Annotated in this window: 15 protein-coding genes and 1 riboswitch; of the genes, 8 read left to right on the top strand and 7 right to left on the bottom strand. The window is 36.6% G+C overall.

Features of this window, described 5'->3' with window-relative positions; translation table 11 throughout:
* Positions 1-86 precede the first annotated feature (86 nt).
* Positions 87-1709 carry an aminopeptidase gene (locus tag A3EM_RS47080; protein WP_157637934.1) on the top strand — a complete coding sequence of 541 codons (1623 nt, stop codon included), beginning with the start codon at positions 87-89 and terminating at the stop codon, positions 1707-1709.
* A 33-nt stretch (positions 1710-1742) separates the two neighbouring features.
* Here the strand turns inward: A3EM_RS47080 and A3EM_RS0117335 are convergent, their stop codons facing one another.
* The 6 genes from A3EM_RS0117335 to A3EM_RS42730 form a co-directional block, all read right to left on the bottom strand.
* Positions 1743-2171, bottom strand: a complete 429-nt coding sequence (locus A3EM_RS0117335; protein WP_020529501.1) for a hypothetical protein — start codon at positions 2169-2171, stop codon at positions 1743-1745.
* Between the two features lie 85 nt (positions 2172-2256).
* Positions 2257-2451 carry a hypothetical protein gene (locus tag A3EM_RS0117330; RefSeq protein WP_020529500.1) on the bottom strand — a complete coding sequence of 65 codons (195 nt, stop codon included), beginning with the start codon at positions 2449-2451 and terminating at the stop codon, positions 2257-2259.
* An 8-nt stretch (positions 2452-2459) separates the two neighbouring features.
* The gene (locus A3EM_RS0117325; protein WP_020529499.1) at positions 2460-3644 is read right to left on the bottom strand and encodes a homoserine dehydrogenase; all 1185 of its coding nucleotides are present in this window, start codon (positions 3642-3644) and stop codon (positions 2460-2462) included.
* On the bottom strand, positions 3637-4680 hold the full coding sequence (gene metX, locus A3EM_RS0117320) for a homoserine O-acetyltransferase MetX (protein ID WP_020529498.1): 1044 nt from the start codon (positions 4678-4680) through the stop codon (positions 3637-3639). Before metX ends, A3EM_RS0117325 begins: the two co-directional genes overlap by 8 nt.
* A gap of 151 nt (positions 4681-4831) precedes the next feature.
* Positions 4832-6136 (bottom strand): O-acetylhomoserine aminocarboxypropyltransferase/cysteine synthase family protein, encoded by a 1305-nt coding sequence (locus A3EM_RS0117315; RefSeq protein WP_020529497.1) that lies wholly within the window; start codon positions 6134-6136, stop codon positions 4832-4834.
* Positions 6137-6330: 194 nt separating this feature from the next.
* Positions 6331-6438: riboswitch (SAM riboswitch) on the bottom strand.
* A 119-nt stretch (positions 6439-6557) separates the two neighbouring features.
* A complete protein-coding gene (locus tag A3EM_RS42730; RefSeq protein WP_044238674.1) occupies positions 6558-6962 on the bottom strand; it encodes a MerC domain-containing protein in 405 nt (134 codons plus the stop codon).
* 550 nt (positions 6963-7512) lie between these two features.
* Here A3EM_RS42730 and A3EM_RS0117300 point away from each other — a divergent pair.
* From A3EM_RS0117300 to A3EM_RS0117270, 7 genes are all read left to right on the top strand, one after another.
* Positions 7513-8727 (top strand): cysteine desulfurase, encoded by a 1215-nt coding sequence (locus A3EM_RS0117300; protein WP_020529494.1) that lies wholly within the window; start codon positions 7513-7515, stop codon positions 8725-8727.
* 53 nt (positions 8728-8780) lie between these two features.
* Positions 8781-9209 carry a SufE family protein gene (locus A3EM_RS0117295; protein WP_020529493.1) on the top strand — a complete coding sequence of 143 codons (429 nt, stop codon included), beginning with the start codon at positions 8781-8783 and terminating at the stop codon, positions 9207-9209.
* A 55-nt stretch (positions 9210-9264) separates the two neighbouring features.
* A complete protein-coding gene (locus tag A3EM_RS0117290; protein ID WP_020529492.1) occupies positions 9265-9576 on the top strand; it encodes an SUF system Fe-S cluster assembly protein in 312 nt (103 codons plus the stop codon).
* 65 nt (positions 9577-9641) lie between these two features.
* Entirely contained in the window at positions 9642-10073 is a 432-nt protein-coding gene (locus A3EM_RS0117285; protein ID WP_020529491.1) for a BrxA/BrxB family bacilliredoxin, read from the top strand.
* A gap of 200 nt (positions 10074-10273) precedes the next feature.
* The gene (locus A3EM_RS0117280; RefSeq protein WP_020529490.1) at positions 10274-11431 is read left to right on the top strand and encodes a homogentisate 1,2-dioxygenase; all 1158 of its coding nucleotides are present in this window, start codon (positions 10274-10276) and stop codon (positions 11429-11431) included.
* A gap of 165 nt (positions 11432-11596) precedes the next feature.
* On the top strand, positions 11597-12739 hold the full coding sequence (hppD, locus tag A3EM_RS0117275; RefSeq protein WP_020529489.1) for a 4-hydroxyphenylpyruvate dioxygenase: 1143 nt from the start codon (positions 11597-11599) through the stop codon (positions 12737-12739).
* 119 nt (positions 12740-12858) lie between these two features.
* The gene (locus tag A3EM_RS0117270) at positions 12859-13284 is read left to right on the top strand and encodes a MarR family winged helix-turn-helix transcriptional regulator (protein ID WP_026210368.1); all 426 of its coding nucleotides are present in this window, start codon (positions 12859-12861) and stop codon (positions 13282-13284) included.
* 34 nt (positions 13285-13318) lie between these two features.
* On the opposite strand, the gene A3EM_RS0117265 is transcribed toward A3EM_RS0117270, so the two are convergent.
* The gene (locus tag A3EM_RS0117265; protein ID WP_020529487.1) at positions 13319-14416 is read right to left on the bottom strand and encodes a hypothetical protein; all 1098 of its coding nucleotides are present in this window, start codon (positions 14414-14416) and stop codon (positions 13319-13321) included.
* Between the last annotated feature and the right edge of the window lie 3 nt (positions 14417-14419).

Here is a 14419-nt window from a genome sequence, read left to right as displayed (position 1 = left end):
GAATAGGCTTGTGGTAAAGTGAATTTGAGCTAATTTTTTACTTTAGCAGGGTATTGATTGGACACCTTCTTGAAATAAGCCAAAATATGTTTATTATAAACCTTATCTATAGATATTTCCTATGGTTAATCGGTTGGAAAACCACCGGTAAGATCCCAAAAGATGTGAAAAAGTTTGTGGCTATTGTAGCGCCACATACCAGTAACTGGGATTTTCCCATAGGTGTAGCCGCCCGACCCTTTATCAATGCAAGTAAGGTGAAATATCTGGCAAAAAAGTCCTTATTCGAATCAAAGATTGGGTTTTTGTTTTACTGGCTGGGAGGAACTCCGGTAGACCGAAGCCGTAATACCAGGCTGGTAGATCAGGTAGCTGAGAAGTTTGGAGAGAATGAAAAATTTGGTATTGCCATCACTCCGGAAGGAACCAGAAGCTATACCGAGAAGTGGAAAACAGGATTTTATTATATAGCCAAAGCTGCAAATGTCCCATTAATTTTAGGATACATTGATTATGGCAGAAAGAGGGTGGGTTTTCATGAAGAGGCTTTTTATGCTTCCGAAAATGCAGAAGAAGATATAAAAAAAATAGAAAAATTTTACGAAGATAAAATTCCAAGGTATCCTGAAAATTCTGCCATTCATGCAGGAAAAGGACTAAAATCGCCTAAAACTTTCAATATTTTTAAAGTCCTTTTAAAGTTGACACTTACTTTTTTGTTGGCTTTTCTTATTTGGAATTACGATTTGGTGATTTATGGCTATAAACAGGCGTTTGGGCAAATTAAAATTGTGATGGAGGCCGAGCCAATTGAAAATTACCTCACCAATCCGGAATACCCAGACTCCCTGAAAAAAAAAATTGAACTCATTCAGGAAATTCGTCAGTTTTCCTTTGATTCTGTGGGCTTGGATGCCAGCAACAGCTATACTTCCCTTTATGACCAGAAAGGGGAACCTATTTTGTGGGTAGTCACTGCCTGTAAACCATTTTCCTTTCAGAACAAAGAATGGGATTTCCCGGTGTTGGGTACATTTTCATACAAAGGTTTTTTCGATAAGCAGGCGGCTGAAAAAGAAAAAGAAAACCTGATTGAAAATGGCTGGGATACCAGAATGAGAGAAGTGAATGCCTGGTCCACTTTAGGAATTTTAAATGATCCCATACTTTCTAATATGTTGGAAAAACCAGATGGATATCTTGCAGAAGTAATTATCCACGAGCTTACACATGGCACCTTATTCATAAAGGATAATCTGCAATACAATGAGAATTTGGCGAATTTTATAGGGGAGGAGGGTGCAAAATATTTTCTGGAATATAAATATGGTATAAACTCCACAGAATATGATTATTACACGAATCGCAAGCCGGATTATGAGCTTTTCCTAAAACATATTTTGTCAGGAACAGAACGGCTGGATTCCCTGTACAAATCATTTGATCAGGATACGCCAATTGCCTTAAAGAAACAAAAAAAATCAGCTTTGATTGATGAGATTACCACAGGTTTTAGGGAAATTCCATTTAAGAATGAAGCCTATAAAAAATACTTTGATGAATTCATTCCCAACAATGCTTTTTTTATGGCATTTGTGCGCTATAGCGGAAATAAAAATCAATTTAGAAAGCAGTTTGAGGAAGAGTTTAATAGTGATTTCCGGGCTTATTTTGCTTATTTAAAGGAGAAATATCCTTCTATTTTTTAAGAGAAAACTTCCATAAAATTTACTCAACAACTTTTACTTTTTGAATTTTATCAATTGATGTATTTCCAATAATTCATCAGGTGTATATCCGGTCCACATTTTCAGCTCTTTTGTTCCATCGTTAGAATAAAATATACTTAAAGAGTACCATCCTCTATCAATTTCCTGACCTTTTGTTGAATTCATTGAGTTAATATCCAATGCTTCAATAAGGGCGATTAATTTTTTCCATTTCTTACCCCTTATTTTTTTTGTTTTGGCTTTAGGGTTGCCATTTGGTGATGGAATTATTGGACTGGTATAAACAACTTTCCTTTCCATCATATTTATAGTATAATCTTCAGGAAGTGGAGAAAAGCTGCTTTGGTATTTAACCCTTATTTCAATTATTTCAGGTTCGCTAATTTTCCCAAGTGAAGGGATTAAAGATAAAAATGCAAATGCTATAAGTATCCTTTTCATTTTTATAGGAGATTAATTGATTTTCCTAATTTATGAAAAAGAGCCGGTGCTTTCAAAAAGGTTTGATATTATGAATCTGATTAGGCTAACTGGAATCCTTGTCAATTATCAACTCACAAGACATAGAATCCAAAATAATTTCATTTAATAAAATTTCCCAACTATAATTCCTGGGATTTTGGTTAACATAAAAACACAAATAATTGAAATCATCAGCATTCCCTTTATGAACAAAAAATGTTTGTCCATTACTTTGAATGGTATCAGGTTTATTACTCATGATAAAAGCTAATCCCCAATCTGAATAACAAAACTTCCTTCCTGGCTGAAATAATCATCATCCATTAAGTCAGACAAAAGTACTTTTCCAATGACATAATTGAAATCCTGACTTTCGTGTTTTTCTTTAATGGAAATAAATTTACTTTTCTCAAATTGTTCCGGATTCATATACCTGAAATAAATCTCCAATTCAATATTTCTGGTGTATTCTATGCCCGAATTGATATCGTTTTTATGGTATTCGTATTTGTAATTATAGCTATTAGCCGCAATATCGCTAAGTACTGCAGAACCGGTTGGATGTCCTCCGGCTCCTTTGCCTCTAAAAAATTGTTTGTCAGAAAAAGCAGCTTCTACCGTCACGCCATTGTATTCATTATCTACCCGGTAGAGGTTACTTTCATTAGTTACAAACTGGGGCATCACATATAAAGTCACCTCATTTTCTCCAACCCTGTATACCTTGGGAATCAATTTTATTTTATAGCCTTTTTCCTTGGCATACTGAATATCACACATATTCAGATTTTGGATGCCATAATTGAAAACGTCTTCAGGTCTTACATAAAGGCCAAAACTATGGGCAGTAAGAATTACCAGTTTGTATTTGGCATCGAAACCGCCAACATCCAGTGTGGGGTCAGTTTCGGCAAATCCGAGATCCTGTGCTTCTTTTAGTGCTTTGTCATAAGGCCATCCTTCGGCAAAAGTTTTAGAAAGAATGTAATTGGAAGAACCGTTGAAAATTCCTTGCACTGAATATAGTAATTCTGTTACATAATACTCCTCAATTGTTCGGATGATGGGAATACTTCCGCAAACAGCAGCTTCATAAAGAAGGGAACAACCGGTTTCATTTTGCAGACTTACCAACTCTTCCATGTGCTCTGCAATCAGCTTTTTATTGGCGGTGACCACATTTTTCCCGTTTTTTAAGGCATAGGTCACAATATTATAAGCTTCTTCTGCATCGTCTATTAATTCTACAATCAGGTTGATTGAAGGATTATCGAGCAAATCGTATTTATTGAATGTGAAATATTCGGAAGGGAGAGATCTTTTTTTATCTCTGTTTTTAACAGCTATTTTTTTAATATTGGCGGAAATCCCTTTACTGTTGTTTAATACATCATAAAGCCCTTTTCCAACACAGCCAAACCCAAATAATCCAATATTAATTTCCTTACCCATATAATAATTGCTTTCTGTTTTTTTGTTTGAAAAAGGCACGAATACTCTTATCGAGTTGGTCGGTTTCTACCAGGAAACCATCATGCCCGTAAGTTGAGTTTATTTCTTCATAAGTGACATTCTGAATACCTCTGGCAATAAGCCTTTGTTCAGAAATAGGGAATAGAATATCAGTGGTGATCCCTATTACCTGGGTATATGCTTTTATTTGTTTCAATGCTTTCATTACTCCACCTCTTCCCCTTCCAATATTATGGGAATCCATGGCTTCGGAAAGAATCCAGTAAGTATAAGCATTGAAGCGTTGGGAAAGTTTTAATCCCTGATACCTCTGATAGGATGAAGCTTTAAAATCACCTGTTTTTTCATCATCCTCATCGAGCTGGGTAGTTTGGTAAGTCTCGTAGTTTCGGTAGGATAACATAGCAACTGCCCTGGCGGCTTTTAAGCCCTCCACTCCGGCATCTTCCCGCTCTTCTTTCCAGGTAGGATCAGCCGCAATGGCCATTCTTTGTGCCTCATTAAAAGCAATTCCCCATGGAGAATGCCTGGCATTGGTGGAAATCAGAATCATGTTTTCAATGATATCCGGACACTTTAATGACCATTCCATTGCTTGCTGGCCACCGAGAGAGCCTCCGGTAAGTACATGAATTTTTTCAATTTCCAGATATTGTCGTAGTAAATCGAGAGACGAAACGATATCTCTGATGGTAATTTTGGGGAAGGAATGGAAATAAGGGGCGTTGGTGGCAGGATTGATAGATAAAGGATTGGTGGAACCATAACAGGAACCAAGAATGTTGGAACAAATTACGAAATGTTCTTCTGGATTGAAAAGGCAGCCTTCTCCAAATAAACCTTTCCACCATATATCCACTTCGGAACTACCGGTGAGGGCATGACACACCCAAACCACATTCGATTTCGTCTTATTTAATTTTCCGAATGTGCTGTATTCCAGGGTAAATCCTTCCAGTTTTTCTCCTGATTCCAGCTTAAATTCTTTATCGTATTTAAAAAAAGCCTGATCCATTTTCGTTGGTTGAAATTAAAGACTTAGGAGCAAAACAGTCGCTCAGAAAGCCTTATATTATTAAAACGCACCTTTATTTTTTTAGAAATTTATTCAGTCTCTGCCCTTTTTATGAAAAATTGCAGAGACTGAATCCTTAATTTATCGTCAATTATCCAATGGCTATGTTAAAGGCCTGTTGGATATCTGCTTTTATATCATCAATATGCTCTATTCCCACAGAAACCCTTAATAAATTAGGGTCAACACCTGCTGCTTTTTGATTCTCATCAGATAGCTGTTGGTGAGTCGTAGACGCTGGGTGAATAATCAGTGTTTTGGCATCACCCACATTAGCCAAATGGCTGATTAATTGCAAATTATCTACAAACTTTTTGGCAACTTCCCTGTCTCCTTTTATGGTAAATGAAAGTACACCTCCAAATCCGTTTTTCAAATATTTTTTAGCCAGTTCGTGATGTGGACTGCTCTTCAACCCGGGATAACTTACACCTTCTACCGCTTCATGTGCTTCCAGCCACTCTGCGAGAGCCAGCGAATTTTCTACATGTCTTTGAACCCTCAAAGATAATGTTTCCAGCCCCTGTAATAATAGGAAAGAATTGAATGGACTTAAAGCCGGTCCGAAATCTCTTAGTCCTTCTACTCTGGCCCTAATGGCAAAGGCAATATTTCCGAATGGACCTTCAGGGCCGAAAACTTCCCAGAAATTTAAACCATGATAACCTTCAGAAGGCTCAGTAAACTGAGGGAATTTACCATTTCCCCAATTGAACTTTCCAGAATCTACAATTATTCCACCAATAGAATTTCCATGGCCACCAATCCATTTGGTAGCTGAAGCCACTACTACAGCTGCTCCATGATCAATTGGACGGAAAAGGTAACCTGCACAACCGAAAGTATTATCTACAATTAACGGAATACCATTGTCATCGGCAAGTTTGGCAATGGCATCGAAATCAGGGATATTAAATCTTGGATTGCCTATAGCTTCCAGATAAATGGCTTTTGTATTGTCATCAATTAATTTAGCAAAATCATCAGCCTGATCGCCATTGGCAAAGCGAACATCTATACCAAGTCTTTTGAATGAAACTTTAAATTGGTTAAAAGTCCCTCCGTATAAAAAAGATGTGGAAACTATATTATCCCCGGCCTGAGCAATATTATTGATGGCTAAAAATTGCGCTGATTGTCCTGAAGCAGTGGCAAGTCCCATCACCCCACCTTCCAGCGCAGCAATTCGCTTCTCAAATACATCAGTTGTCGGGTTCATGATTCGGGTATAGATATTTCCGAATTCCTTTAATGCAAATAAATTAGCTCCGTGATCTGAGTCATTAAAATTGAATGAAGTTGTTTGGTAAACGGGTACAGCACGGGCACCAGTGGTAGGGTCAGGTTCCTGTCCTGCATGAAGTTGTAATGTTTCGAATCTTAAGTTTTCTGACATTGTAAATAAGGTTAAAGTTTAAAAATTTGGATTAGCAGTAATAATAAGTACTTTTTTACCAATACTTAGGAAAATATAAGCAAGGTTATTCCAAATTACCGACAACAGCAAGTAATGAAAAAACCATAATTTAGCTTTAAAAAGGGATGTACAGTAAGAGAGGTTGAAATAAATTTGAACATATCAGTAATTGTAATTTATATTCCCTAAAAATTTAGGCTAGGAATTAGCACCGTTTCTGACTACCAGAAGGGTTGCTAGAGGATCATAGAGCCTAGTCTCTTCCCTCTTCTTTATAAACCAATTGCTATATTGAAAAATATAGTGAGAGATTTCTAGCAAAGAAATATCACTGCTCCCTTAAAATCAAATTTTTACCAATAAATATTTCCGACTGATTACTGATTAACCTTATATAAAATCAGGAAGTTCGCACACAGGAAGCTTGTTTCCTAATGGCCTTAATATTAATAAAATGAGCAATGATGAGGCATACAGTACTGAAATGAGAAAGATAAATCAGCCAGTTGTATTCGTGAGAATGATGGGAAAGGGAAATTGATAAAGCAAATAGCACAGAAAAAAACCAAAGCGATATTTTTATTAAATTTGACTGTGCATTTCTGGAAGCAAAATAAACTGCGGAAAATGAAATAGCAACGAAAAAGTATTCATCTCCTTCAAACCAGTGATAATGACTTCCACTTGCAGAAAGTCCACTTCCTATTAAGGCCAAAACCGGAACGGCCAAACAATGAATGAGGCAAATAACCGAACCGGTTATCCCTATCTGATCAGCATATTTTTTTAGCAAACTTCTTATCACTTTTCCTCTGTATTAATAAAAAATTACTGAAATTTAAACTGCAAATTAAAGCTGTTTTTTTTGATAATGCAATTATGTTGCAGAAATTGTGGATTTTATTATTTTTAAAAGTGTAATTTTTTCTAAAATTCTCAAACTTGTATTGCCAGAATGGAAGATTAGGCGCTATTCGAAATTTTAAGGTTTCCGAAATTTTTGGTCAATAGTAATTTTCTTTTGAGGTAAGCTTTCTGGATAGGAAAGGGGTTTTCCTAATTTCCCATATATTGTAATAAGCATAACTCTTTTAAACCTGGTAAGCAGCATGTTAACCATCTCCTGTGATTCAGTAAATTCGTGCTTGTCCCACTAATGGAATGATAGCCAAACAGGTAAAATTATTAACATGCACTTAAGAAAAACTGAGTTTTAATCACATTTGTGAACTAAACCCATTAATTTTGGTTCTTATTTAAATTAATTATAAATAAGGTAATTTTAGTTGACTACATAGTTTTTCACATGTTACCTTAATGACTATAATTTTGAACCACCTTTAAGAAGAATATAAATGCTAGATCTGGAGAAAATACGAAAAGATTTCCCCATTCTTAATCAGGAAGTAAATGGTTTCCCCTTAATTTACCTGGATAATGCTGCTACTTCCCAAAAGCCTCAGGTTGTAATTGATGCGCTTAATGAGTATTATATTGGATATAATTCCAACGTGCACAGAGGTGCCCATACCCTTGCTGACAAGGCTACCGGCAAGTTTGAAGATACTAGGACCGCGGTAAAGGAATTTATTAATGCTTCAAGTACCGAAGAAGTTATTTTAACCAAAGGCACCACTGAAGCCATAAACCTTGTGGCAAATACTTACGGGAGACAAAATATTAAAGAAGGAGATGAAGTCATCATTTCCACTATGGAGCACCATTCTAATATTGTTCCATGGCAAATGATCTGTGAGGAAAAAGGCGCGAAAGTTAAGGTAATGCCTATTAATGATAATGGAGAAATCATATTTGAGGAATTTCAAAAACTAATTTCCCCAAAAACGAAGCTGATTTCAGTTGTACATGTTTCCAATGTACTGGGCACCATCAACGATGTGGAGAAAATAATTGAAGAAGCACATAGACACAATATTCCTGTCCTGATTGATGGGGCGCAGTCTTCTCCACACTTTAATGTGGATGTGCAAAAAATGGATTGTGATTTTTATGTGTTTTCATCCCATAAAGTTTACGGACCAACCGGAATGGGAGTGCTTTACGGTAAAAAAGCCATTTTGGAAGAAATGCCGCCTTTTTTGGGAGGAGGGGAAATGATAAAAGAAGTTACCTTTGAAAAAACTACTTTTAATGATTTACCATTCAAATTTGAAGCAGGAACACCTAATATTGGTGATACTATTGCCCTGAAAACGGCTCTGGATTATGTAAATGAAATAGGCAAGGACAATATTGCCAGACACGAAGAAGAGTTGCTGGAATATTGTACAGCAGCATTTCAGGATATAAAAAGGTTGAAAATTATTGGTACTGCCAAAAAGAAAGTAAGTGTAATTTCATTCCTGATTGATGGAATTCATCCTTTCGATCTGGGTATGATGCTGGATGCAAAGGGAATTGCCATCAGAACAGGACACCACTGTGCGCAGCCTTTAATGAACAGATTTGGAATAGATGGAACAGCCAGAGCCTCATTTGCGGTTTACAATACAAAGGAGGAAATAGATCAGATGGTAGAAAGTATTCATAAAATTGTAGCACGGTTTTAAATTTTTGAGTATTATTTTTACCATTGATTTTAAAATAAAGAATAATTGGACTAATGACAATTGATGAGGTACAACAGGAGATAATTGATGAATTTGCCCTCCTGGGAGATGATAGGGAAAGTACTATTTTTTATATAATGGAATTGGGAGAAAAACTTCCCGAGCTGGAGGAAAAGCACAAGACGGAGGAAAACATAATTAAAGGCTGTCAGTCAAAAGTGTGGTTAATTACGGAACTAAAAAATGATAAAATCATTTTTAATGCTGATAGTAATACTGCAATTACCAAAGGACTAATAAGCTTATTAATCCGAATTTATTCAGGCAGAGGACCCAAAGAAATTATGAATAGTGACCTGTATTTTATGGAAAAAATAGGGATGCGTAATGTAATTGGTTCTCAGAGGTCCAATGGACTAACGGCCATGATTAAACAAATAAAGATGTATGCATTGGCCTATCAGGCAAAAATAGGTTCCTGAACAAAGACGATCACTTAATATTGAAAAAGTACTGGTACTTAAATTAAACTCAATTATGACTGAACAGGAATTAAAGGAAAAAGCGATAAATGCGATAAAAACGGTCTACGATCCGGAAATACCGGTTGATGTTTATGAATTAGGTTTAATTTATGAAGTCAGTGTATTTCCCGTAAACAATATTTATGTGCTCATGACCTTAACTTCTCCGGCCTGCCCGTCTGCAGAGCAGATTCCAGGTGAGGTGGAGCAGAAAATAAAAACCATTGAAGGAGTGAATGATGTAACTGTAGAGTTGACATTTGACCCTCCCTACACACAGGATATGATGTCGGAAGCGGCAAAACTGGAATTGGGATTTATGTAAAATATGCTCAATGAGGAGATTAAGTAAAATTTAATTTAAAAATTACTAAAATAAATAATTAGAATATGTACCCAGAACACTTAACAAGACCGATGAAGGAGGAATTAGTGAATGACGGATTTAAAGATCTGAATACTCCTGAGGCGGTTACTGAATTATTGGAAAATCAAAAGGGAACTGCACTTGTGGTCATCAATTCGGTTTGTGGATGTGCGGCAGGAACTGCAAGACCCGGAGCCAGACTGGCTGTAGCCAATGCAAAGAAAAAGCCTGGTACTTTAGCAACAGTATTTGCCGGTGTGGATATGGAAGCCACTCAGAAGGCAAGAGAATATTTATTGCCATATCCTCCTTCTTCGCCTTCAATTGCACTTTTTAAGGATGGTGAATTAGTGCATTTCGTAGAAAGACATCACATTGAAGGAAGATCGGCTGAAATGATTGCTCAGCACCTAATTGCTGTTTTCGATGAATTCTGTGAGACTGAAGTAGCCTAAGTACTACAGTTAGAAAAATAAAATTTCTTGAAAGCCCTGGTAATCAAACCAGGGCTTTTTTTGTTGCATTAGTATAAACTTTTTGAGTATGTATTTCATTGGAACGAATTTTTTGTTTAATTTGTAGTATAACAATAGTTAGTATGACAAGTTTATTTAAAATGTTATACTAATCATAACCTTAACCAACCAACACGATTATGCCTATTTACCATAAACAGGGGAAAATTCCCCCAAAACGACACACCGTTTTTGAAAAACCAAATGGAGGGCTTTTTCAGGAACAACTTTTTGGTACTGAGGGGTTTTCAGGAACTTCTTCATTACTATATCACCACAATCGACCAACTATGGTGAAAGAATACCTTTCTCCAATTGATGTAACACCCAAAATTGCAGTTGAAAAGAATTTAATGGCGAAGCGGTTTATAGGATTTAATATTCCACAAATAGATGATTTCCTGGAGAGCAAAACTGACTTATTAGTCAATAATGATTTGCTTCTTGGCTTGGCTGCCCCAAAGGATTCTATGGGAGATTATTTCTATAAAAATGGTGAAGCAGATGAGTTGATCTTCATACATAAAGGTTCTGGGACTCTAAAAACCATTTTTGGTAATATCCCATTTCAATATGGAGATTATCTCATTATCCCAAGAGGAACTATTTACCAAATACAGTTCGATTCTAAAGACAACAGATTATTCTATCTGGAATCTTTTAGTCCGATTTATTTTCCTAAAAGATACCGCAATAATTTTGGACAGCTTTTGGAAAATGCCCCCTTTTGTGAGCGCGATTTAAGATTACCGGAAAATCTGGAAACTCATGATGTGAAAGGGGATTTTCTGATTAAAGTTAAAAAGCAGGGACAAATTCACCGGATTATATATGGTGCACATCCTTTTGATCTTGTAGGGTGGGATGGATTTAATTATCCCTATGCTTTTTCCATTTTCGATTTTGAACCCATTACCGGAAGAATTCACCAACCACCACCTGTTCACCAGACATTTGAAGGACGGAATTTTGTGGTATGCTCTTTTTGCCCACGGCTCTATGATTACCATCCCAAAGCGATTCCTGCTCCTTATAATCACAGCAATATTGATTCAGATGAAGTGCTTTATTATGTAGATGGTGACTTTATGAGTAGAAACGATGTAAAAAAAGGACAACTGACCTTACATCCGGGAGGGATACCTCATGGTCCGCATCCGGGGGCAATGGAAAGGAGTATTGGGCAGACCAAAACAGAAGAACTGGCTTTAATGGTAGATCCCTTTCATCCGTTTAAAATTACCCAGGCTGCAGCAGAAATAGATGATGGAACTTATTTTAAATCCTGGATGGATTAATTCGGAAAAACAGTAAAAACCTCCCCTTATTCTCCTCTAGAGAGGAAAGAGGAAGGGAAAAAGCAGTTTATATTTCTATATAGATAATTGAGGAAACTGTCATTTTCTTAGGATAAAGAAACTTAAATAATCGCAAATTTCAACATTTATAAAAACATTCAAAAAATGAAAACCACTAAAAATATACATCCTCCAATCGAAAAGATTTTTCCCGAAGCGGAAGATTTTTTGCCTATCAATGGTACAGATTATATTGAATTTTATGTAGGAAATGCTATGCAGGCGGCTCATTATTATAAAACTGCTTTTGGTTTCCAGTCAGTGGCTTATTCCGGACTGGAAACTGGCAATCACGATACGCAGTCTTATGTGTTGCAACAGGGAAAAATCAGGTTCGTTCTGACAAGTCCCCTGAACAAAGATTCGGAAATAGGCAAGCGAATAGATGAAAAAGGAGATGCGGTAAAAGTAATTGCCTTATGGGTGGATGATGCTGAAAAGTCATTCTATGAAACCGTAAAAAGAGGGGCAAAGGCTTACATGCCTCCCACAGTAGAAAAGGACGAGTTTGGTGAAGTGGTGCGATCCGGCATTCATACCTATGGCGATACAGTGCACATATTTGTGGAGAGAGGAAATTATGAAGGACCATTCCTCCCGGGGTTTAAAGCCTGGGAAACAGATTATAAACCTAAAGAAATTGGCTTTAAATATATTGACCATATTGTGGGGAATGTGGGTTGGAATGAAATGAATAAGTGGGTGGACTTTTATGCCAATACCATGGGATTTGCCCAATTGGTTTCTTTTGATGATAAGGATATTTCCACAGAATATACTGCACTAATGAGTAAGGTAATGAGCAATGGAAATGGCCGGATAAAATTTCCGATAAACGAACCTGCTGAAGGTAAGAAAAAATCTCAGGTGGAAGAATACCTGGATTTTTATAACGGGGCAGGGGTTCAGCATTTGGCTATTGCCACGGATAATATCATTGAAACCGTTTCGGAATTGCAGGCAAGGGGAGTGGAATTTTTGAAAGTACCCAATTCTTATTATGATGATGTTCTGGACAGGGTTGGAAAAATTGATGAGGAATTAACTGCTATTAAAAAGCTGGGAATTTTGGTAGACCGGGATGATGAGGGATATTTATTGCAAATTTTCACAAAACCCCTAGAACCAAGACCAACACTGTTCTTTGAAATTATTCAGCGGAAAGGGGCAAAATCCTTTGGAAAAGGAAATTTTAAAGCACTTTTCGAAGCCATAGAAAGAGAGCAGCAATTGAGGGGGACATTGTAATTTTCCGTTTAAGGAAAATGATTTTTGAAAGGATTTAGGATTTGACCTAAATCCTTTTCTTATTTGCAATAATTAGTGTACTAATTGTTGTTGGGTACCAATAAAATAATAACTTAAAAGTGAAAGAATATAAAAAATTTGGCTTCTTTATCGAGCGGACGATGAAGAAAATCAGGCAAAATCTTCAGAGAAAACTGAATGAAATTGATGCCGGGATTACGGTAGATCAGTGGGTGATTTTGGATGAATTGCAGCAAAAAAATGGCCTGAGCCAGAATGAAATTGCGGATTCCACTTTTAAAGATGCGCCAACTGTTACCCGAATTATTGACCTCCTGTGTAAAAAAGGACTTACTGAAAGAGTAATGGATGAAAATGATAGGAGGAGATTCAAAATTCTTTTAACGCAGGAAGGTAAATCAAAAGTAAATGAAGTGTTACCTGTAGTTATGGAGGTAAGAAAACAAGGCTGGAATGGTTTGGGTGAAGAAGACCATCAGAACCTGATCCGAATTCTGGATACCATTTTTGAAAATTATAAATAAAAAAGCCTCTCCCATTATGGAGAGGCTTTTTTATTTATTTTACCAACTGAATAGCTCCACAATATTTAAGGTCAGAGCGGATACTCATTACCCTTTTATGTTTCCCGCTTTGCAGGGAGATGGCAGCAGTATTTGGCGGTTCTTTTCCCAATGAATGGGCAAAGAAAACCAGAATATTATCCCCATTAGGGTCATATTTTATTTTAATTTTCTTCTTACCTTTTTTCAAAGAATATTCTTTCAAAATCCATTCTCCGTTAAACTGAAGAGAGATTATATCCCCATCTACTTCTCTTTTATCCCACACTTTTATCAGCACTTCAGTTCCCCTTATTTCAAACCTGTTCTGAATATTAACATCCCTGCCTTCCAGCATTGATTCCTCTTCTGCTGGTGGTTCTTCAGTTTGTACAATTGGTTCCTCTTCTGGTTCAGGATCTTTTCCATCAGTTTCAATTACCGAAACTTCATCTATGAAAAAGTAACTTTGCGGGTCAACATCAAAGTTGTAATACCTTTTCTTAAGGTTATAATCTTTTAGAAAGTTGCCAATTGTGAGGTATCGGTAGGATTTATCGGCCTTAATGGTAAAAGTAACTTTTTGCCAGTCGGTACTATAAAAAACATCCTCAAAAAAATACTGAGGTTGCTCGTAAATAGGTTCATAGGCTTTTTGTTTTACAGGAACATCAGTGAGTAAAACACCTAATCCATTTGTGCCAATATTTCCAAATGCAGAGTGGTTGCCATTGGTCACATACATGGAAACTTCATAAGTATTACCAATTTTTAAGGATTCTGTCAGTTTAATGGAAATATACTCCCGGTAGTCCCTCACCCGCTGCATATAGGTAATCAGGCCTGCTGTAGCTTTCCCCTTGTAAGGCTGGAAATATTTAAAATTTCTTCTGGCTCCATCTTCTCTTTTTGCCGAATACATATGGTCTGGCGTACCAAACAAGGCTGTATTTTCGTACTGATTGGCATTGTACCAATGCTTTACATTCGACATATAGGATTGCCCGTTGGACTCCTCCAAAAACTCCTCAAAACCATTATTTTCCACCAGGTTCTGACCATTTGCCAGGAAAGCGCTGGCAATAAAAGAAAGGATTAAAAATATTTTCTTCATCTT

It is taken from the genome of Flexithrix dorotheae DSM 6795 (genome assembly GCF_000379765.1).
Lineage (GTDB): Bacteria > Bacteroidota > Bacteroidia > Cytophagales > Flammeovirgaceae > Flexithrix > Flexithrix dorotheae.
Note: the sequence above shows the minus strand (reverse complement) of the source record. Positions and strands in the feature narration are given on the sequence as shown.

Excerpts from the sequence above, each read along its gene's own strand:
- A3EM_RS0117295 (WP_020529493.1), top strand. The coding sequence starts at position 8,781 with ATGACAATTGATGAGGTACAACAGGAGATAATTGATGAATTTGCCCTC.
- A3EM_RS0117285 (WP_020529491.1), top strand. The coding sequence starts at position 9,642 with ATGTACCCAGAACACTTAACAAGACCGATGAAGGAGGAATTAGTGAAT.
- A3EM_RS47080 (WP_157637934.1), top strand. The coding sequence starts at position 87 with ATGTTTATTATAAACCTTATCTATAGATATTTCCTATGGTTAATCGGT.
- A3EM_RS0117330 (WP_020529500.1), bottom strand. The coding sequence starts at position 2,451 with ATGAGTAATAAACCTGATACCATTCAAAGTAATGGACAAACATTTTTT.
- hppD (WP_020529489.1), top strand. The coding sequence starts at position 11,597 with ATGAAAACCACTAAAAATATACATCCTCCAATCGAAAAGATTTTTCCC.
- A3EM_RS0117335 (WP_020529501.1), bottom strand. The coding sequence starts at position 2,171 with ATGAAAAGGATACTTATAGCATTTGCATTTTTATCTTTAATCCCTTCA.
- metX (WP_020529498.1), bottom strand. The coding sequence starts at position 4,680 with ATGGATCAGGCTTTTTTTAAATACGATAAAGAATTTAAGCTGGAATCA.
- A3EM_RS0117290 (WP_020529492.1), top strand. The coding sequence starts at position 9,265 with ATGACTGAACAGGAATTAAAGGAAAAAGCGATAAATGCGATAAAAACG.
- A3EM_RS0117300 (WP_020529494.1), top strand. The coding sequence starts at position 7,513 with ATGCTAGATCTGGAGAAAATACGAAAAGATTTCCCCATTCTTAATCAG.
- A3EM_RS0117280 (WP_020529490.1), top strand. The coding sequence starts at position 10,274 with ATGCCTATTTACCATAAACAGGGGAAAATTCCCCCAAAACGACACACC.
- A3EM_RS0117265 (WP_020529487.1), bottom strand. The coding sequence starts at position 14,416 with ATGAAGAAAATATTTTTAATCCTTTCTTTTATTGCCAGCGCTTTCCTG.
- A3EM_RS0117325 (WP_020529499.1), bottom strand. The coding sequence starts at position 3,644 with ATGGGTAAGGAAATTAATATTGGATTATTTGGGTTTGGCTGTGTTGGA.
- A3EM_RS0117315 (WP_020529497.1), bottom strand. The coding sequence starts at position 6,136 with ATGTCAGAAAACTTAAGATTCGAAACATTACAACTTCATGCAGGACAG.